The organism is Streptomyces sp. NPDC005566, assembly GCF_040605575.1.
GTDB lineage: Bacteria > Actinomycetota > Actinomycetes > Streptomycetales > Streptomycetaceae > Streptomyces.
Genome location: NZ_JBEXDB010000001.1, coordinates 308,906 through 328,500, shown reverse-complemented (window position 1 = coordinate 328,500; position 19,595 = coordinate 308,906). Strand labels below are relative to the sequence as shown.

The window sequence follows — 19,595 nt, the reverse complement described above, 5'->3', positions numbered from 1 at the left end:
CGCTTTGGCCTGATCAACCTACCTGTGAGCTACGTGACAGTTACTGACTTGTGAATTGGTTTGTCAACTGTCAGCCGCTGACATAATCTCCCCGCATGACTAGTCAGACCACTGTCGAGAAGGCGCCGCGGGAGCCCGACGACACTCTTGTTCCCGCACCGGCGAAAGGACTGCGCGGCCATCCCTGGCTGACGCTCTTCGCCGTCGCCATCGGCGTGATGATGGTTGCGCTCGACGGCACGATCGTCGCGATCGCCAACCCCGCCATCCAGCAGGACCTCGGCGCCTCGCTCGCCGACGTCCAGTGGATCACCAACGGCTACATGCTGGCACTCGCGGTCTCCCTGATCACCGCGGGCAAGCTCGGTGACCGCTTCGGCCACCGGCAGACCTTCCTGATAGGCATCGCCGGTTTCGCCGCGGCCTCCGCGGCCATCGGCCTCTCCGACGGCGTGACCGCGGTGATCGTCTTCCGCGTCCTGCAGGGGCTCTTCGGTGCCCTGCTGATGCCTGCGGCGCTCGGCCTGCTGCGCGCCACCTTCCCCGCCGAGAAGCTGAACATGGCGATCGGCATCTGGGGCATGGTGATCGGCGCCTCGACCGCGGGCGGTCCCATCCTCGGCGGTGTGCTCGTCGAGCACGTCAGCTGGCAGTCCGTCTTCTTCATCAACGTGCCGGTCGGCGTGCTCGCGCTGGTCTTCGGCCTGGTGATCCTCAAGGACCACCGCGCCGAGAACGCGCCCAGGTCCTTCGACATCGGCGGCATCGTGCTGCTGTCGCTGGCGATGTTCTGCCTGATCTGGGCCCTGATCAAGGGCTCCGAGTGGGGCTGGGGCGACCTGAACACGATCGGGTTCCTCGTCGGCGCCGTCGTCCTGTTCGCCGCGTTCGCGTTCACGCAGACGAAGGTCAGGGAGCCGCTGATCCCGCTGGCCATGTTCCGCTCCGTGCCCCTCTCGGCAGGTGTGGTGCTGATGGTGATGATGGCCTTCGCCTTCATGGGCGGCCTGTTCTTCGTGACCTTCTACCTGCAGAACGTGCACGGCATGAGCCCGGTCGACAGCGGTCTGCACCTGCTGCCGCTGACCGGAATGATGATCGTCGGCTCGCCGCTCGCGGGCCTCGCCATCACGAAACTCGGCCCGCGCATCCCGCTGGTCGGCGGCATGGTGTTCACCGCGATCGCCATGTTCGGCATGTCGCAGCTGAGCATCGGCACCGGCACGCTGACCATGTCCATCTGGTTCGGTCTGCTCGGTCTCGGCCTCGCCCCGGTGATGGTCGGCGCGACCGAGGTCATCGTCGGCAACGCCCCGATGGAGCTCTCCGGTGTCGCGGGCGGACTCCAGCAGGCCGCGATGCAGGTCGGCGGCAGCCTCGGTACGGCAGTCCTGGGTGCCGTCATGGCCGCCCAGGTCGACGCGAAGCTCGGGGACAACTGGAAGGGCGCCGGCCTCCCGCCGGTGAACGACACCCAGCTGGACCAGGCGTCCTCGGCCATCAAGGTCGGGATGCCCCCGGTGGCGCCCGGCACCCCGCCGGAGATCGCGGCGAAGATCACGAGCGTCGCCCATGACACGTTCGTGTCGGGCATGAGCTCCGCATTCATGGTCGCGGGCATCGTCGCCGTGGTCGCGGCGCTCGTCGCCACGCTCACCAAGCGCGGTGCGAACGCTGAGGCGGGAGCGGGCGCCGCCCACATCTGATCCCTCCGAAACCCTGACGCCGAGGCGTCAACACAGCGCACCCGACAGCCCCGCCGGACAGTTCCGGCGGGGCTGTCGCCTATCAGGGTGGTCCATGCGCCCGCCCCTTCCCGGCGTACTGCCCCGCAGGTCAGAGTGCGGACACCGAGCCACTCCGGCTCGCTCGACCACGGGGGTTGACCCATCATGCGTACGACCGTTCTCGCCGCCACCCTGGCGGCCACCGCGCTCGTCCCGGCCACGGCCCTGGCCGGCACCGCACCCGCCGCCCACCACGGGCCCGCCGACCAGGGGCGCTCGCGGAGCGCCCCGCAGGCCGCACCGGCGGGGCTCGCACCGTGCGGGGCGGGCCAGCTCTGCCTCTGGGCGAAACCTGACTTCACCGGGGCCAGGCAGACCCATGAACTGTCCACGGTCGACATCGAGAGCTGCGTTCCGCTGCCGGCCGGCGGCCATGCGCAGGCCCTCGTCAACCGCACCGGGCGCCCCGTCACCACCTACCAGTCGGCCGAGTGCGAGGAGACCGGGGAGTTCGAGACCTACCCGGGCGGCGGCACCTGGGTGCCCCGCTCGCCGTACACGGTGAGGGCCTTCAAGATCTGGGAGAACTGAACGCCGAAGGGCGGCGGGACCGTGAGGTCCCGCCGCCCTTCACGCAATCATCTGCGCCGTTACGCGTCCCCGCCGGCGGGACCCGGGTCGGCCGCCGCCACGTCCAGGAGCGCGTACCGGTCGACCGCCGTCTTCAGCGCCGAACGGTCGATCCTGCCCTCCTTCGCCAGCTCCGTGAGCACCGCGAGCACGATCGACTGCGCGTCGATGTGGAAGAAGCGGCGAGCCGCCCCACGGGTGTCGGCGAAGCCGAAGCCGTCGGCGCCCAGCGACTGGTACGCGCCGGGCACCCAGCGCGAGATCTGGTCCGGCACCGAACGCATCCAGTCCGAGACCGCCACGAACGGGCCCTCGGAACCGGAGAGCTTCTGCGTCACGTACGGGACGCGCTGCTCCTCCTCCGGGTGGAGCAGGTTGTACCGCTCCACGTCCACCGCCTCGCGGCGCAGCTCGTTCCAGGAGGTCGCCGACCAGACGTCCGCCTTCACGTTCCACTCGTCGGCGAGGATCTGCTGCGCCTCGACCGCCCACGGGACCGCCACGCCGGACGCCATGATCTGGGCCGGGATCTGGCCCTTCTCGCCGCTCCTGTAGCGGTACACGCCCTTGAGGATGCCCTCGACGTCCACGTCCGCGGGCTCGGCCGGGTGCTGGATCGGCTCGTTGTAGACGGTGAGGTAGTAGAAGACGTCCTCGTTCTCCTCGGGGGTCCCGCCGTACATCCTGCGCAGACCGTCCTGGACGATGTGCGCGATCTCGTACCCGAACGCCGGGTCGTACGCGACACAGCCCGGGTTCGTCGAGGCGAGCAGCTGCGAGTGTCCGTCCGCGTGCTGCAGACCCTCACCGGTCAGCGTCGTCCGGCCGGCGGTCGCACCCAGCACGAAGCCGCGCGCGAGCTGGTCGGCCATCTGCCAGAACTGGTCGCCGGTCCGCTGGAAGCCGAACATCGAGTAGAAGACGTACACCGGGATCAGCGGCTCGCCGTGCGTGGCGTACGCGGAACCCGCGGCGATCAGCGAGGCCGTGCAGCCCGCCTCGGAGATGCCGTCGTGCAGCATCTGGCCGGTCGGCGACTCCTTGTAGGCGAGGAGGAGCTCGCGGTCCACCGCCTCGTACTGCTGGCCGAGCGGGTTGTAGATCTTCGCACTCGGGAAGAAGGCGTCCATGCCGAAGGTGCGGTACTCGTCGGGCGCGATCAGCACGAAGCGCTTGCCGATCTCCTTGTCCCGCATGAGGTCCTTCAGGACGCGGACGAACGCCATGGTGGTGGCGATCGACTGCTGACCCGAACCCTTCTTCGCAGTCGCGTAGGCCTTGTCGTCCGGCAGGGGGAGCGGCTTCGCACGCACCACACGGGTCGGGACGTAGCCGCCCAGACCCTGGCGGCGGTCGTGCATGTACTGGATCTCCTCCGAGTCGCGGCCCGGGTGGTAGTAGGGCGGGTAGCCCTCGTCCAGCTGCTTGTCCGTGATCGGGATGTGCAGCCGGTCGCGGAAGCGCTTGAGGTCCTCGACCGTGAGCTTCTTCATCTGGTGGGTCGCGTTGCGGCCCTCGAAGTTCGGTCCGAGCGTCCAGCCCTTGACCGTCTGCGCCAGGATCACCGTCGGCTGGCCCTTGTGGGCCTTGGCGGCCGCGTACGCCGCGTAGACCTTCCGGTGGTCGTGGCCGCCACGCCCCAGGTGCAGGATCTGGTGGTCGGACATGTCCTTGACCATGTCGCGCAGCCGCGGGTCGTCACCGAAGAAGTGGTCACGGATGTACGCGCCCGTCTCGGTTGCGTACGTCTGGAACTGGCCGTCCGGCGTGGTGTTCAGCTTGTTGACCAGGATGCCCGTGCGGTCCTGCGCGAGCAGCGGGTCCCACGTGCGGTCCCAGACCAGCTTGATGACGTTCCAGCCGGCGCCGCGGAACTGCGACTCCAGCTCCTGGATGATCTTCCCGTTGCCGCGCACCGGGCCGTCGAGGCGCTGCAGGTTGCAGTTGACCACGAAGGTGAGGTTGTCCAGACCCTCGCGGGCGGCGATGGAGAGCTGTCCGAGCGACTCGGGCTCGTCCATCTCGCCGTCACCGAGATAGGCCCACACGTGCGACTTGGAGGTGTCGGCGATGCCGCGCGCCTCCATGTAGCGGTTCATCCGGGCCTGGTAGATCGCGCCGAGCGGGCCGAGGCCCATCGAGACGGTCGGGAACTCCCAGAAGTCCGGCATCAGCCGCGGGTGCGGGTAGCTGGACAGCCCGTGCGGCGCCTTCGACTTCTCCTGGCGGAACGCGTCGAGCTGCGCCTCGCTCAGCCGGTCGAGCAGGAAGGCGCGGGCGTAGATGCCGGGGGAGGCGTGCCCCTGGAAGAAGATCTGGTCGCCGCCGTCGCCCTGGTCCTTGCCGCGGAAGAAGTGGTTGAAGCCCACGTCGTAGAGCGAGGCGGAGGAGGCGAAGGTGGCGATGTGGCCGCCGACACCGATCCCCGGGCGCTGGGCGCGGGAGACCATCACCGCGGCGTTCCACCGGGTGGCGTTGAGTACCTTGCGCTCGATCTCCTCGTCGCCGGGGAAGAACGGCTCGTCCTTCGTGGCGATCGTGTTCACGTAGTCCGTGCTGCGCATCTCCGGCACGGCGACGCGCTTCTCCCGCGCGCGCTCGATGAGCCGGAGCATCAGGTAACGGGCCCGCTCACGGCCTCGCTCGTCGACGGCGGCGTCGAGGGAGTCGAGCCATTCCTGGGTCTCTTCTGGATCGAAGTCCGGGACCTGGCTCGGAAGGCCGCCAATGATGATCGGATTGCGATCGGATCCGGAAGCCACGCTGTTCCTTCGCTGTTCGGTGGTGCTCTTCGGGGCCTGGTTGCGGGGGAACGTACCCCCGGGGCGTCTGCTGTACGCCGACTCCATCGTGTACCGCGAGGGCGTAAACGTCATCTCTACTGTGGGGTAACACAGGGTTCCCGGACGCCGGGTCCGGGCACGAGTACCGGCAGTACGAGGGCGCTCCGGCCCAAACCGCAACCATACGCCCAACCCGGCCATGTGTTCCCAAAGGCTGTTCGACTCCGAATGGCGGACCGAAACGGCATAAGCTGAGTAAGGACGTAAAGGGTCCGGACACCATCGCCGGCCCCGCAGGAGACATGCCGGAAGTTGCGGCGACGTGGCAGGGAACGTCACCGTTTAGGCGGTCTCGGACGCCGGGTACTTGCGCGATTCGCCGAGCCCGTGTGGACTACGGCCAATGCCCCGCGTACGCGCGTGGCTGAAGCATTTTCCGAAACATGATCAGGAGGCAACCCGTGAGCGCGACCGCGGACCACGCGGAGGAACGGACCAACACGGCCGCAAGGCTTGGGTTCGAGCCCGGACAGGTGGTCCAGGAGATCGGCTACGACGACGACGTCGAGCAGGAGCTCCGTGAGGGCATTGAGGCCACAATCGGCCAGGAACTCGTCGACGAGGACTACGACGACGTCGCTGACGTCGTCCTGCTCTGGTTCCGCGACGAGGACGGCGACCTTACGGACGCGCTGGTGGATGCCATTGGTCTGATCGAGGACGGTGGGGCGGTCTGGCTGCTGACGCCCAAGACCGGCCGCGACGGCTACGTCGAACCGAGCGACATCAACGAGGCTGCCCAGACAGCTGGTCTCGCCCAGACCAAGAGCATCAGTGCGGGCAAGGACTGGACGGGCAGCCGTCTGGTCACCCCCAAGGGGGCCAAGGCCAAGCAGCGCTGAGCGTTCTTTCCATCATCGAGGCCCCCGACGGCACCGCGCCGCCGGGGGCCTTCGTACGCGCCCGTCCGGGCCTGCGCGAGTCCGGCGGCAAGCCCTGCGTAGGGTGGGAATCACCCGGACGGGCCAGTCCGGGTCAGTGGTGACGTCGCGAAGGGATGCGTTTCATGGCGATCGAGATCGACACGCCTGCTCCGGATTTCGAATTGAAGGACAACCACGGGCGGACCGTGAAGCTCTCCGACTTCCGCGGTGAGAAGAACGTGGTCCTCCTCTTCTACCCGTTCGCGTTCACCGGCGTCTGCACGGGCGAGCTCTGCGCGCTCCGCGACGAGCTGCCGAAGTTCGAGAACGACGACGTGCAGCTGCTCGCCGTCTCCAACGACTCGATCCACACCCTGCGTGTCTTCGCCGAGCAGGAGGGTCTGGAGTACCCGCTGCTCTCCGACTTCTGGCCGCACGGTGCGACATCCCGGGCATACGGCGTCTTCGACGAGGAGAAGGGCTGCGCGGTGCGCGGCACCTTCATCATCGACAAGGAAGGCGTGGTCCGCTGGACCGTCGTCAACGGCCTGCCCGACGCACGTGACCTGAACGACTACATCAAGGCGCTGGACTCGCTCTGATCCCGGATCTCCTGGCGGCGCCCGGCCAAAAGCCTGTTTTGGCAGGGAACCGGTCACTAGGATCCAATCGTTGATCCGATGCCAACGCACGACGGGGGCGCTGGTGTCTGCCGGCCCTCTCAACACTTTTGGAGGACTCGTGGGAGTCAGCCTCAGCAAGGGCGGCAACGTCTCGCTGACCAAGGCCGCGCCGAACCTGACCGCGGTCATCGTCGGTCTGGGCTGGGATGCCCGTACCACCACCGGTGGTGACTTCGACCTCGACGCCAGCGCTCTGCTGACGAACACCGAGGGCAAGGTCGGCAACGACGGAAATTTCGTCTTCTTCAACAACCTCAAGAGCCCCGACGGCTCGGTCGAGCACACCGGTGACAACCTCACCGGTGAGGGCGAGGGCGACGACGAGGTCATCAAGGTGAACCTCGCCGGTGTCCCGGCCGACGTCGACAAGATCGTCTTCCCGGTCTCCATCTACGAGGCCGAGAGCCGCCAGCAGAGCTTCGGCCAGGTGCGCAACGCGTACATCCGCGTGGTCAACCAGGCGGACAACACCGAACTCGCGCGCTACGACCTGAGCGAGGACGCCTCGACGGAGACCGCCATGGTCTTCGGCGAGCTCTACCGCAACGGCGCGGAGTGGAAGTTCCGTGCCATCGGCCAGGGGTACGCCTCGGGTCTGCGCGGTATCGCGCAGGACTTCGGCGTCAACGTCTGAGCCGACCCGGCTCCACCACGTCCGGCGCCGCACGATGTGCGGCGCCGGACGCAGCTCGGCAGAGCGCCGCGCCCCTCCCACGGGCGCCGTGCGTTCGAAAGACCGTCCATCGACTCGGGGAGGACACAGCATGGGCGTCACGCTTGCCAAGGGAGGCAATGTCTCCCTCTCCAAGGCCGCACCCAATCTCACCCAGGTGCTGATCGGGCTCGGCTGGGACGCACGATCCACGACCGGAGCCGACTTCGACCTCGACGCCAGCGCGCTGCTGTGCCAGTCGGGCCGGGTGCTCGGTGACGAGTGGTTCGTGTTCTACAACAACCTCACCAGCCCCGACGGCTCCGTCGAGCACACCGGCGACAACCTCACGGGTGAGGGCGAGGGCGACGACGAATCGGTCATCGTGAACCTCACCCAGGTTCCCGCCCACTGCGACAAGATTCTCTTCCCGGTCTCGATCCATGAAGCCGACAATCGCGGGCAGACGTTCGGGCAGGTCAGCAATGCCTTCATCCGTGTGGTGAACCAGGCGGACGGCCAGGAGCTGGCGCGCTACGACCTCAGCGAGGACGCTTCCACGGAAACGGCGATGATCTTCGGTGAGCTCTACCGGTACGGCGGGGAGTGGAAATTCCGTGCAGTGGGGCAGGGGTACGCGTCGGGGCTTCGGGGCATCGCTCTAGACTTCGGGGTCAACGTTTCGTAAAGCCGCGCACGGCGCGGGGGAGCCCCGTACTCATCGGGGGAGACCCTTACATAAATGATGGGGTAGCCAGTGGTTCTGAAAACCTTCGGCTGGTCGTTCGCGGTCACCGCGCTCGGCCTGGTCGCAGCGGTGATCTACGGGGGGTGGCAGGCCTTCGGAATCGTCGCGATCCTGTCGGTCCTCGAGATCTCGCTGTCCTTCGACAACGCGGTGATCAACGCCGGAATCCTGAAGAAGATGAGTGCCTTCTGGCAGAAGATCTTCCTCACCATCGGTGTGCTCATCGCGGTCTTCGGTATGCGGCTGGTCTTCCCCGTCGTGATCGTCGCCATCAGTGCCCAGCTCGGGCCCATCGAGGCCATTGATCTTTCCTTCAATGATCCCGACCGGTACAAGGAACTGGTGACGGACGCGCATCCGTCCATCGCCGCCTTCGGTGGCATGTTCCTGCTGATGATCTTCCTCGACTTCATCTTCGAGGACCGGGACATCCAGTGGCTGCGCTGGATCGAGCGTCCGCTCGCCAAGCTCGGCAAGGTCGACATGCTGTCGGTCTGCGTCGCGCTGATCATCCTGATGGTCACCGCCATGACGTTCGCGACCCACGCGCACCAGCACGGTGGCGGGCACGCGGACAAGGCGGAGACCGTCATGCTCTCCGGCATCGCCGGGCTGATCACCTACCTCGTCGTCGGCGGTCTCTCCGGATTCTTCGAGAACAAGCTCGAGGAGGAGGAGGAGCGCGAGCACGAGGCCGAGGAAGAGGCCAGAAAGGCCGGTAAGCCGGTCTCCGCGGTCGTCCTCGCCGGCAAGGCCGCGTTCTTCATGTTCCTCTACCTCGAGGTGCTCGACGCGTCCTTCTCGTTCGACGGTGTCATCGGCGCGTTCGCCATCACCAACGAGATCGTGCTCATGGCCCTCGGCCTCGGTATCGGTGCCATGTACGTCCGTTCGCTCACCGTGTACCTGGTCCGCCAGGGCACGCTGGACGACTACGTCTACCTGGAGCACGGCGCGCACTACGCGATCGGCGCGCTGTCCGTCATCCTGCTCGTCACCATCCAGTACGAGATCAACGAGATCATCACCGGTCTCGTCGGCGTCGTGCTGATCGGCTGGTCCTTCTGGTCCTCGGTGCGGCGCAACAAGGCGCTCGAGGCAGCCGGCGGCGACGGCGGCGGCTCCGATTCCAAGGCGGAAGTCTCCTCCGGGGTGTGACCCGGTAGGGATTGAGGAACGCTCTCTCTGCGGGGCGGCCCACAGCGGCGGTTCTCCGGATACACCCGGACCCGGCCCGGTGGCCGCCCCGCAGTGACGTTCGGGGCGCGTGTGGGGTCGGGCTCTATCGATACATGTGGGGGTTGGGATGGCCTTCTGGGACAGCCTGTGGCCGGGGCGGGAAAACCAGTTCGAGTCGGGCAATGCCGCGACGAACTCCATCGTGCTCTCCAGACGGCACGCCACGGTCTCGCTGAACAAGCAGGGCGCCCTGTCGGGGAACCTGCGCGTCAACCTCTCCTGGCGGATGCGCACCTCGGACATCGAGGGCAGGTCGCGGCAGAGCGGCAGGCTGCTCCGCCCTCTGAAGCTCTTCACCCCCGACGTGGTCCAGGCGCACACCCAGGGCGTGGTCAACGTCGACCTGGACCTGGGCTGCATGTACGAGCTCATGGACGGCAGCAAGGGTGTCGTGCAGCCGCTGGGCAACCTGATCGGCGACCTGAACGCCCCGCCGTACATCCGGCTCAGCGGCGACGACCGTTTCGGCGCACCGTCGGGCGAGACGGTCTACGTGAACCTCGACAAGCGGGACGAGATCAAGCGGCTGCTGTTCTTCGTGTACATCTACGACCAGACCCCGGCCTTCGACCGCACGCACGCCAAGGTGACGCTCTATCCGGGCAACGGCCCGCGGATCGAGATCGAGCTGGACGAACGGGCACCGCAGGCCCGCTCCTGCGCCGTCTTCACGGTGGAGAACGTCAAGGGCGAGCTGATCGTGCGCCGCGAGGTGAAATTCGTGTACGGCTTCCAGTCGGAGCTGGACCGGCTGTACGGATTCGGCATGCAGTGGGGACGCGGCTACAAGACGCGGGCCTGAGTGAGCACCGTGGAGGGCGACCGCGCCGTCGGCTCAGGACCGGATGAACTGCGGGCCCTGCGGAGGAAGCACGAACGCCGGATCCGGGGCGTGCGCCGCCGCGGCCGCGGGCTGCGGATATCCGTAAGCGGGCGGTGCGGAGGCGGGCTGAGGGTAGCCGTAGGCGGGCGCAGAGGTGGGCTGCGGGTAGCCGTAGGCCGGCTGGGGCTGCGCAGCGGGCTGCGGGTACCCGTAGGCGGGCTGCTGGTGCTGGACGGTGGCCTGCGAGTCGGGGACGGGCGCCGCCGCCGAGGGCGCGGACGTGGTGGTTTCGGGTACGGGCGGGGTCGGGTCCGGCTCAGCGGCCGCCTCCGCCTCGTCGACCGAGATCCCGAACGCGGTGGCCAGTCCGACCAGGCCCGTCGGGTACCCCTGGCCCACCGCACGGAACTTCCACCCGTCGCCGCGCCGGTAGAGCTCGCCGCAGATGATGGCGGTCTCCTCGCCGGTCTCCGCGCGCACATCGAAGACGGCGAGCGGATCGCCGTCCGCGGACGCGGAGTCGTACAGCGATATCCGCAGGTCACGAACCTGCTCGAAGGCCGCTTCGTCACAGGACGCCGCGATGACCACCTGGTCCACGGACGGGTCGAGCGCGGAGAGATCCGCCTCGATGGTGTCCGTCAGCCCTCCGGCGGCACTGCGCTTGGGCAGCCTTCGCACCAGGCCCGAGGGATGCCGGGGCTGGTTGTAGAAGACGAAGTCCTCGTCCGAACGCACACGGCCCGAAGCGCCGAGCAGCAGCGCGGAGGCGTCCACGTCCGGGACCCCGGCACCCGGGGTCCAGCGCAGCACAGCCCGTACGGCCATGGCGTCGAGAGGGACGTTCGAGCCCTTCAGCATCGCGTGCGTCATGGCGGTCATCCTGCCTGCTCGTGGCCCTCCCGGACAACGCGGGGGTCCGAACACGCGGGTGGGAGGTGTCAGCAGGCGGAGCGGGGGCACTCCGCGAAGAGAGTGAGAAATGGCCGGGTTACCCGAAGTTCATACTCTTGGGGAACTGTCGACACCTGTCCGTACGTACTATTACCGGCCATACGTTGTCCGGCCTGTCAGGCAGTACGGGGGAATCACATGCGTCATTTCGGGCACATCTCGCCCACTGCCCGAGAGGGCCTGTTCTTCCGGGAGCCGTGCGAATTCGACGCAGGCTCCTCCGCTCGCATGCTGTCGGTGGCCCTCGGCGCCACCCTCTACAGCCCGGCGAACCGGCCGCAGCTGGCCGAGGACGTGATCAAGCAGCGCAGGCGAGGTGTCGTCTCGATGGTGCTCTGCCTGGAGGATTCGATCGACGACGCCGAAGTCGTCGGCGCCGAGGCGAACCTCGTCAGACAGTTCGCCGATCTTGATTCACGGGGCGTCGAACTGCCGCTGCTCTTCATCAGGGTCCGTGAGCCGGAACAGATTTCCGACCTCGTGGAGCGCCTCGGCAACTCGGTCCGATTGTTGTCCGGTTTTGTACTTCCGAAATTCACGGAGGAGCGGGGAGAGCTGTTCCTGGAGGCCCTCACCGCGGCGGAAGCCGCCGGCGGGTGCCGGCTGTTCGCTATGCCGGTCCTCGAATCGCCCGAGCTGCTGCACCTGGAGACCAGGGGCGACACCCTCCGAGGAATCGCCCGCACCGTCGACAAGTACCGGGACCGGGTCCTCGCGCTGCGCCTCGGCGTCACCGACTTCTGCTCCGCGTACGGTCTGCGCCGGGCGCCCGACATGACGGCGTACGACGTCCAGATCGTCGGCGCGGTCATCGGTGACGTCGTCAACGTGCTGGGCAGGGCCGACGGCACCGGCTTCACCATCACCGGGCCGGTATGGGAGTACTTCCGCCTCCAGGAGCGCATGTTCAAACCGCAACTGCGCCGCAGCCCCTTCATGGGACGTGCCGAGGAGCTGCGCACCGCCCTCATCGAGCACGACCTCGACGGACTGCTGCGCGAGATCGAGCTCGACCGGGCCAACGGACTGCTCGGCAAGACCTGTATCCACCCGTCCCACGTCCTGCCGGTGCACGCACTGTCGGTCGTGAGCCACGAGGAGTTCAGTGACGCGCAGGACATCCTGCGGCCGGACCGGGGCGGCGGCGGGGTGCTGCGCTCGGCGTACACGAACAAGATGAACGAAGTGAAGCCCCATCGCGCCTGGGCCGAACGGACCCTGCAGAGGGCCGAGGTCTTCGGAGTGGCCAAGGAGGACGTCGGCTTCGTCGAGCTCCTGGCCGCGGGTCTGGCGGACTGAGTGGTCATGGGCGAGCACGTGACGGAAGAAGAGGCAGTGGACGTGAAGTGGTCGGGTGACTGGGTCGCCGAGCGGCTCGGGGTCGAGCTCGTCGGCGACGGGGAGCTCCGGGAGCTGCTGGGCCTCGCCCTGCGCCGCAATCCCAAACGGGCCCACCTGCTCGTGTCGAACGTGCTGGGCAAGCATGTGCCGCAGCGGCCGTCTCTCGTGTACGGGGCGGGGTTCGAACTCGGCGAACGGGTGCGGGACCTTCTGGGCGAGGCCGAGGCCCGGCGGGCTGTCGTCCTCGGGTACGCGGAAACGGCGACCGGCCTGGGCCACGCCGTCGCGGACGGGCTCGGGGTGGCCACGTACCTCCACTCGACCCGGCGCCCCGTCGCGGGCGTCGCACCGGCGGGCGGCTTCGAGGAGTCGCACTCGCACGCGACGTCCCATCTGCTGCTCCCCGAGGACCCGGACCTGCTGACGGGCGCGGCGACCGAGGACTCCCCGGGTACACCGCTCGTCCTGGTCGACGACGAGTTCTCCACCGGCAACACCGTGCTCAACACCATCCGCGACCTCCACGTGCGCTACCCCCGGGAGCGGTACGTCGTCGTGACCCTCGTGGACATGCGGTCCGAGGCCGACCAGGGGCGGCTCGCCGAATTCGCCGAGGAGATCGGCGCCCGGGTCGACCTGGTCGCCCGCGCCCGCGGCACCGTACGGCTGCCCGAAGGCGTCCTGGAGAAGGGCCGGGCCCTGGTGGCCGCCCACGAGGAGGACCCCTCGCCCGAGGCGCCCGCCCCGCGCGGTGCCCGCCCCGCTCCCGTACGCGTCGAGCTGGGCTGGCCGGACGGCCTCCCCGACGGTGGACGCCACGGATTCACCCCCGTGCACCGGGCGGCCCTGGAGGCAGCCCTGCCGGACATGGCCGCCCGGATCGCCGACGCGCTGGGCGACGCCCGCAGGGTGCTCGTCCTCGGCTTCGAAGAGCTGATGTACGCGCCGCTGCGGCTGGGCACCGCCCTGGAGGAAGCCACCACCGCCGACGTGCGGTACTCCACCACCACCCGCTCGCCCGTCCTCGCCGTCGACGACCCCGGCTACGCCATTCGCACCCGCCTGGTCTTCCCGGCCCACGACGACCCCGCGGACGGACCCGGCGACCGGTACGCGTACAACGTCGCGGGAGCCGGCTTCGACGCCGTCGTGGCCGTGGTCGACTCCACCGCCGACACCCCGGCGCTGCACGCCCCCGACGGGCTGCTCGCCCGGCTCGCCGCGCACGCGGACCAGGTCCTGCTCGCGGTCGTCCCCTCGTACGCCCCCTCGCCCGTCCTCCCGGCCACCCTCGAAAGGCAGGAAGCCTCCATGCTGCCCGAACCCCTCCGGGGCCCCGCCTTCTCCTCCTACGCGGCGGACGACGTCGGCTGGCTGCTCCAGGACCTCTCGGACACCGTGCTGGAGGCACCCACGGAGGAACGCGAGGAGGCGATACAGAGCGGTGGCGCGCACTACGCCGAATCGCTGCCCGTCGAGTACCAGCCCACCCCGCAGTACCAGGAGCTGTTCAAGGCCGCCCTGGACGCCTCGGCCGCCCGTATCGCCCGAGCCGTCGGAACGGTCACCGAGACGGTGCTCGCCGAACGCGGCCCCCGCCCCGTGCTGGTATCGCTCGCCCGTGCCGGCACCCCCGTCGGGGTCCTCATGCGCCGCTGGGCCCAGCACCGGCACGGACTCGACCTGCCGCACTACGCCGTATCCATCGTCCGGGGCCGAGGCATCGACGCCAACGCCCTGCGCTGGCTGGCCGCCCATCACGACCCGGCGGACGTCGTCTTCGTCGACGGCTGGACGGGCAAGGGCGCCATCACCCGCGAACTGGCCGCCGCACTCGAGGAGTTCGACGGCTTCAACCCGGAGATCGCGGTACTGGCGGACCCGGGCGGGTGCGTCGGTACGTACGGAACGCGCGAGGACTTCCTCATCCCGTCCGCCTGCCTCAACTCCACGGTCTCCGGACTGATCTCCCGTACGGTCCTGCGTTCCGACCTCGTCGGCCCCGACGACTTCCACGGAGCGAAGTTCTACCGGGAACTCGCGGACTCCGACGTGTCCGGCCTCTTCCTCGACACGGTCGCCGCCCGCTTCGACGAGGTCGCCGAAGCAGTGGACGCCGACGCCAAGGAAATGCTCGCCGCGGACCGCGCCCCCACCTGGGAGGGCTGGGCCGCCGTCGAACGGATCAGCGAGGAGTACGGCATCCACGACGTGAACCTCGTCAAGCCGGGCGTCGGCGAGACGACCCGGGTGCTGCTGCGCCGAGTGCCGTGGAAGATCCTCGCCAAGCGTGGCGCGGGAAGCGACCTCGACCACGTACGGCTGCTCGCCGAACAGCGCGGCGTCCCCGTCGAGGAGGTCGGCGAACTCCCGTACACCTGCGTCGGACTGATCCACCCGAAGTTCACCCGGGGCGCGACGGGCGCGGACGGCAAGGCGGTGGCGGGACAGTGAGCGCGCCCGTGACGCTGGTGGCCAGCGACCTCGACCGCACCCTCATCTACTCGGCTGCGGCCCTCCAGCTGTCGATGCCGGACGCGGAGGCCCCACGGCTGCTCTGCGTCGAGGTCTACGGACACAAGCCGCTCTCCTACATGACGGAGAAGGCTGCCGCGCTGCTCGACGAACTGGCCCGCAGCACGGTCTTCGTACCGACCACCACCCGGACCCGCGAGCAGTACGGACGCATCCACCTTCCCGGCCCCGCACCCCGGTACGCCATATGCGCCAACGGCGGACACATCCTGGTCGACGGGGTCTCCGACCCGGACTGGCAGACGAAGGTCGCCCGTCGGCTCGCCGACGAATGCGCCTCGCTCGCCGAGGTCCGCGCCCACCTGGTCACCACGGCCGACCCCGCCTGGCTGCTCAAGGAACGGGTCGCCGAGAACGTCTTCGCGTACCTCGTGGTCGAACGCTCGCTCCTCCCCGACGGCTGGGTGAAGGAGCTCGCGGCCTGGGCGGACCCCCGTGGCTGGACGGTCTCCCTGCAGGGGCGCAAGATCTACGCCGTTCCCAAGCCGCTCACCAAGAGCGCCGCGATGGACGAGGTCGCCCGCCGCTGCGGCGCCACGACGACGCTCGCCGCCGGCGACTCACTCCTCGACGCCGACCTGCTGCTCGCCGCCGACCACGCCTGGCGTCCGGGGCACGGCGAACTCGCGGACAGCGGCTGGCGGGCGCCGAACGTCCAGGTGCTGCGGGAGCGGGGCGTCGCCGCGGGCGAAGAGATCCTGAGCCGGCTGCTGCGCGCGTCGGCGCAGCGGACGGGTCGCTGAGCGGCCGGCCGCTCCGACAGATCACCCTCTGCGAGGGCTCCCTGCCGGGATCACCCTCTTATGGGCGCACCACTGGGATCACCCGCAGCAGCCGCCTCCACAGCAGCCACCGCCACCGCCGGACGGTGCGGGAGCGGAGGCGGCTGCACCGGCGGACGAGCCGCCGACAGCCACGGTGGAGAGCAGCTTCACGGTGTCCTCGTGCCCTGCCGGGCAGGAGGCCGGAGCGGAGGACTCGGCCATCGGGCGGCTGACTTCGAACGTCTCGCCGCAGGGGCGGCAACGGAACTCGTAACGAGGCATGGCCCCAGATTAAGGCCTCTTCCTCGTGACCTGCGGCTGCGTGACCTGCGTGACCCGTGTGACCTCAGGCATCGGGGGGCGGCTGCGGCGCTCCTCGAGCATGACCTGCTCCGGGTGACGGGACCGCCAGTACGGATTGTCGTGCGGCAGGCCGCCGCTGACCCTCCCGTACATGCCGAACATCATCAGCAGCAACCCGATCACGAAGCTGAACAGCACGTTCTGCATCTCGAAGGCGAGGAAGTTGAGGCCCGTGTCCAGCAGGGCCAGATTCACGAAGCCGCTGAGGATGAAGGCGATGCCCAGGACCATGTTCAGGGTCGAGGCGAAGTTCCCTCCGATCACCATTCCGACGAACAGCAGCAGCCCCACACAGATGGACAGCACGCCGAGCGCACCGTTGGTGTTCAGGCCCGCAACCGTGTCGCCACCGGTGTCGAAGAAGCCGATACGGTCGATGAGCCCCAGGATGCCGAAGGCGAGGAGGAACAGCCCGGCAAGTCCGGCCCCCACCCGGTAGACCTTGCTGAGCCGGTGGTCCACCGGCAGATGCTCGTTGAGCCGAATGGCCTCGCGGCGCCGGCCCGTGGGCAGGACATGAGTGGCCATGACGGCCTCCTTCGGCCCGTGCGGCCAGAACCGGCCCGTGCGGCCAGAACACACCAGCGGGAACCGCGGCGTACCTCCAGCATCGGCCCACCGGCCGACATGGACAAATCGGACTGTTGGCGGGGCTCGCCCGACGGGTCCGGCGGCACACGAGGGGGTCCGGCCCGGTCCGAGGTACGTGAGTGGGCGGGCCCGGTCCGTTCCGGAGGTACCTGAGTGGGCGGGCCCGGTCCGGTCCGGAGGTACCTGAGTGGGCGGGCCCGGCCCCGGAAGCGCGCGAGGGGATCCGGACCGGCGGGCCGGGCGCGCGCGACCACGCGCCGCGCGGGCGCCTAGGCGCCGCTGCCGCGCTCCTCGCGGATCGCCGAGACCACACGGGCCGTCGTCCGCCGCACGGTCTCGGTCTCGGTCAGGAAGTGCCAGTAGTCAGGGTGACGCCCCTCGAGCCCGGCGACGGCCCGGTCGAGCCGGGCTACGGCATCGTCCAGCGGACGGGCATGGAGCGGATCGGGGGTGTGGCGGCCGGCCATGGCGAGGCGCTGCGCGTCCCGGATCGCGAACCGGGTCCGGTCGATCTCCACCTGCGGATCCTTGGCCACGGCGTCCAGACGCTGCAGCCGGTCACCGGCGGCGGACACCGCTTCGTCCGTCGCGTTGAGCAGGGCCCGAACCGTGCTCAGCCGGGCGGTCGCATCGGCCCAGCTCTGCTCGTCGCGAGCCGTCGCGGCCTCTGCCAGCTTCTCTTCCGCCTGCCGGATATTGACCGCGGCCTGGTCGGGCACGGGCTGCAGGTCCTGCCAGCACGCCGCCGAGAAGCGGCGCCGCAGCTCGCTGAGCACCGGCTCGACCTGCCCGGCGCGCGTCGTCAGCGCCTGGGCCCGGGTACGCAGCGACACGAGCCTGCGGTCGATCTCGGCAGCCCGCTCAGGAAGCCGGTCCGCCTCCGCCCGCACCGCCTCGGCATCACGCAGCACCTGGTCGGCGCGCTGCAGCGTCTCGGCCACACCGTGCCGTCCGGCGCCCTGATTCAGCTTGGTCAGTTCCGGCGCGAGAGCCGCCAGCCGTGCGGCGAGATCATCGGCGCGCATACCGGACGCCCGTACGGCGTCGAGAGCGTTGCTCGCACCGAGGAGCGCCTGCCGGGCACGTTCCACGGCTGGAGCGAGCCGGGCGAGCTGAGTCTCCGCACTGCCGAGCAGCGATCCCAGACCTGCGGCGAAGCGGTCGAGCTCGCCCTTCACCCGAACCAGCTCGTCCTTGGCCCGGTTCAGCTGGGTCCTGGCACCGGCTGCGGCGGCGGGTTCGAGATCGTCGCGGTCGAGGTCGTGCGCGTCGACCGCGGTGATGTACCCGTGGCTGACCTCGTCGATCCGCCTCCCCAGCGCGGCGAAGTCCTCCGCAGCCTTGCGAGCGCGGGGCGAACTGTCGACCGCGCTGATCGTCTCGATGGAGATCTGCAGATCCCGCTGGGCGGTGTCGAGCTCGTAGAACGCGGCCGCTGCCGCGTCCTTCGCCGCCTGGGCATCGGCCCTCTCGTTCTCACCGCGCCCCCCGAACCAGCGGCGTGTGCCCCCACCCGCGAAGGCGGCCGGCAGCGCGGCGGCGACCAGGGGCACCGGGAGCAGCATCAGCACCAGGACGTCCTTGACGGCGGAACTTCCACTCGCTTTCGCCTGCGGCCGCGCGTGTGTCGCCGTCACATCCCTCTCCCGTGCCGATTCGCCCTGTCCCCGGTACATTCTCCCACCCGGTAAGGACGAACACACGGGTCCGTTAGTTCGCGCTTCGGACGGTGACTTCACCGTTGTCGCTGCGCGCCTTCACCACATGCGGGCTACTGTCGCTGCGCGGCACGTCCACGGAGACGTCGCCGTTGTCGGCCTCGGCTGTCACGGCGTACGGCCCTTCGCCCTTCGGGAGGTCGATGGTGATGCCCCCGTTGTCACTGACCGTGTCCACCAGGTCAGGTACCCGGGTGAGCCCGAGCCGGATCGACCCGTTGTCCGAACGGGCCACCACCGACGAACCGGAGAACTCCTCGGCCACGACAGACCCGTTGTTGCTCTGGAGCCGGAGCGGCCCGCTCGAGTCGCGTACGACGACCCCGCCGTTGTCGGAGTCGAGCACGAGCCGGGTGTCGAACCCGGACGCGATGACCTTGCCGTTGTCCGCGTTCACGCTCAGCGCCACCCCACGGGGCACCTTCACCCGGTGATGCGAGGCGCAGTCACTGATCATCGCCTCGCACTTCACCTTCAACGTCAGCTTGCCGCCCTCCAGCTTCCAGCTGGCATCCGGACCGTTGCCCAGCACGACCCACCCGTCGACACGTCGGGTCACCTCGACCTCCTTCACATCGGCGGGCACGAGGTCCAGCGAGGAGTTCCCGGCGTCGATGGTGAGCGTCTTCCCACTGAAGGCGAACGACTTGTGCTCCTCGGGGGCACCCTCCACGTCCGTACTGCCGCAGCCGCTCAGGGCCACGACGAGAAGAGCGGTTCCACCGGCGGCCGCGACGAGCGTCCCGGTACGTGGGTGGGTGCGAGTGCGGGTACGGGTACGGAAAGTCATGGCGATCGGATCCCCCTGAGAGCGCTGCCGGTGTGCCCCCACGGTATGTACGACGCGCCCCGCGAACGATCCGGACGGCTCCCCTCTCCAGGGTGGGGTTACCCCCCGCATGCCACCCCACCGACTCCCGGCCGGCCCCGCACGGAACCGGATTGCCGGGCAGGGGCGTGAGCCATGTAACCTGTTGCCTCATCCACGGGTGCGTAGCTCAGGGGTAGAGCGCTGCTCTTACAAAGCAGATGTCGGCGGTTCGAAACCGTCCGCGCCCACCAGCAGGAAGCACGACGAAGGCCCAGGTCACCGGTACAGAACCGGGAGCCTGGGCCTTGTT

General features: G+C 69.0%; 17 protein-coding genes and 1 tRNA gene. 12 read left to right on the top strand and 6 right to left on the bottom strand.

Annotated features, from left to right (window positions below; genetic code table 11):
* The first annotated feature begins 95 nt into the window (after positions 1-95).
* Both ABZS61_RS01600 and ABZS61_RS01595 read left to right on the top strand, forming a co-directional pair.
* Positions 96-1,706 carry an MFS transporter gene (locus ABZS61_RS01600; RefSeq protein ID WP_356414457.1) on the top strand — a complete coding sequence of 537 codons (1,611 nt, stop codon included), beginning with the start codon at positions 96-98 and terminating at the stop codon, positions 1,704-1,706.
* A 186-nt stretch (positions 1,707-1,892) separates the two neighbouring features.
* On the top strand, positions 1,893-2,318 hold the full coding sequence (locus tag ABZS61_RS01595) for a peptidase inhibitor family I36 protein (RefSeq protein ID WP_356414454.1): 426 nt from the start codon (positions 1,893-1,895) through the stop codon (positions 2,316-2,318).
* A 59-nt stretch (positions 2,319-2,377) separates the two neighbouring features.
* On the opposite strand, the gene aceE is transcribed toward ABZS61_RS01595, so the two are convergent.
* Positions 2,378-5,119: a pyruvate dehydrogenase (acetyl-transferring), homodimeric type gene (gene aceE, locus ABZS61_RS01590; RefSeq protein WP_356414451.1), complete on the bottom strand. Its 2,742-nt coding sequence runs from the start codon at positions 5,117-5,119 to the stop codon at positions 2,378-2,380.
* A 482-nt stretch (positions 5,120-5,601) separates the two neighbouring features.
* Here aceE and ABZS61_RS01585 point away from each other — a divergent pair, with 482 nt between their 5' ends.
* The 6 genes from ABZS61_RS01585 to ABZS61_RS01560 all read left to right on the top strand — a co-directional run bounded on the left by ABZS61_RS01585 (position 5,602) and on the right by ABZS61_RS01560 (position 10,187).
* Positions 5,602-6,042: a DUF3052 domain-containing protein gene (locus ABZS61_RS01585; RefSeq protein WP_329211418.1), complete on the top strand. Its 441-nt coding sequence runs from the start codon at positions 5,602-5,604 to the stop codon at positions 6,040-6,042.
* A 164-nt stretch (positions 6,043-6,206) separates the two neighbouring features.
* A complete protein-coding gene (locus tag ABZS61_RS01580; RefSeq protein ID WP_356414447.1) occupies positions 6,207-6,665 on the top strand; it encodes a peroxiredoxin in 459 nt (152 codons plus the stop codon).
* Between the two features lie 139 nt (positions 6,666-6,804).
* Positions 6,805-7,380 (top strand): TerD family protein, encoded by a 576-nt coding sequence (locus ABZS61_RS01575; RefSeq protein ID WP_356414444.1) that lies wholly within the window; start codon positions 6,805-6,807, stop codon positions 7,378-7,380.
* Positions 7,381-7,510: 130 nt separating this feature from the next.
* Entirely contained in the window at positions 7,511-8,086 is a 576-nt protein-coding gene (locus tag ABZS61_RS01570; protein ID WP_329211423.1) for a TerD family protein, read from the top strand.
* Between the two features lie 69 nt (positions 8,087-8,155).
* A complete protein-coding gene (locus ABZS61_RS01565) occupies positions 8,156-9,304 on the top strand; it encodes a DUF475 domain-containing protein (protein WP_356414439.1) in 1,149 nt (382 codons plus the stop codon).
* Positions 9,305-9,452: 148 nt separating this feature from the next.
* On the top strand, positions 9,453-10,187 hold the full coding sequence (locus tag ABZS61_RS01560; protein WP_356414436.1) for a Tellurium resistance: 735 nt from the start codon (positions 9,453-9,455) through the stop codon (positions 10,185-10,187).
* Positions 10,188-10,220: 33 nt separating this feature from the next.
* On the opposite strand, the gene ABZS61_RS01555 is transcribed toward ABZS61_RS01560, so the two are convergent.
* Positions 10,221-11,090: a TerD family protein gene (locus ABZS61_RS01555; protein WP_356414433.1), complete on the bottom strand. Its 870-nt coding sequence runs from the start codon at positions 11,088-11,090 to the stop codon at positions 10,221-10,223.
* Positions 11,091-11,300: 210 nt separating this feature from the next.
* Here ABZS61_RS01555 and ABZS61_RS01550 point away from each other — a divergent pair, with 210 nt between their 5' ends.
* Genes ABZS61_RS01550 through ABZS61_RS01540 form a run of 3 tightly spaced genes read left to right on the top strand, consistent with a single transcriptional unit; the run spans position 11,301 to position 15,781 of the window.
* Complete coding sequence (locus tag ABZS61_RS01550; protein WP_356414430.1) at positions 11,301-12,461, top strand: HpcH/HpaI aldolase/citrate lyase family protein; 1,161 nt, start codon at positions 11,301-11,303, stop codon at positions 12,459-12,461.
* A gap of 6 nt (positions 12,462-12,467) precedes the next feature.
* Positions 12,468-14,957 carry a phosphoribosyltransferase gene (locus ABZS61_RS01545; protein ID WP_356414427.1) on the top strand — a complete coding sequence of 830 codons (2,490 nt, stop codon included), beginning with the start codon at positions 12,468-12,470 and terminating at the stop codon, positions 14,955-14,957.
* Positions 14,958-14,974: 17 nt separating this feature from the next.
* On the top strand, positions 14,975-15,781 hold the full coding sequence (locus tag ABZS61_RS01540) for an HAD family hydrolase (protein ID WP_356415127.1): 807 nt from the start codon (positions 14,975-14,977) through the stop codon (positions 15,779-15,781).
* A gap of 78 nt (positions 15,782-15,859) precedes the next feature.
* Here ABZS61_RS01540 and ABZS61_RS01535 read toward each other — a convergent pair whose 3' ends face one another.
* The 4 genes from ABZS61_RS01535 to ABZS61_RS01520 all read right to left on the bottom strand — a co-directional run bounded on the left by ABZS61_RS01535 (position 15,860) and on the right by ABZS61_RS01520 (position 19,264).
* The gene (locus ABZS61_RS01535) at positions 15,860-16,084 is read right to left on the bottom strand and encodes a zinc ribbon domain-containing protein (protein WP_356414424.1); all 225 of its coding nucleotides are present in this window, start codon (positions 16,082-16,084) and stop codon (positions 15,860-15,862) included.
* 9 nt (positions 16,085-16,093) lie between these two features.
* Positions 16,094-16,693 (bottom strand): DUF4383 domain-containing protein, encoded by a 600-nt coding sequence (locus tag ABZS61_RS01530; RefSeq protein WP_356414421.1) that lies wholly within the window; start codon positions 16,691-16,693, stop codon positions 16,094-16,096.
* Between the two features lie 332 nt (positions 16,694-17,025).
* The gene (locus tag ABZS61_RS01525) at positions 17,026-18,393 is read right to left on the bottom strand and encodes a hypothetical protein (RefSeq protein ID WP_356414419.1); all 1,368 of its coding nucleotides are present in this window, start codon (positions 18,391-18,393) and stop codon (positions 17,026-17,028) included.
* 73 nt (positions 18,394-18,466) lie between these two features.
* On the bottom strand, positions 18,467-19,264 hold the full coding sequence (locus ABZS61_RS01520; protein ID WP_356414416.1) for a DUF4097 family beta strand repeat-containing protein: 798 nt from the start codon (positions 19,262-19,264) through the stop codon (positions 18,467-18,469).
* Positions 19,265-19,461: 197 nt separating this feature from the next.
* Here ABZS61_RS01520 and ABZS61_RS01515 point away from each other — a divergent pair.
* Positions 19,462-19,536: transfer RNA gene (locus ABZS61_RS01515), tRNA-Val, on the top strand.
* Positions 19,537-19,595 lie beyond the last annotated feature (59 nt).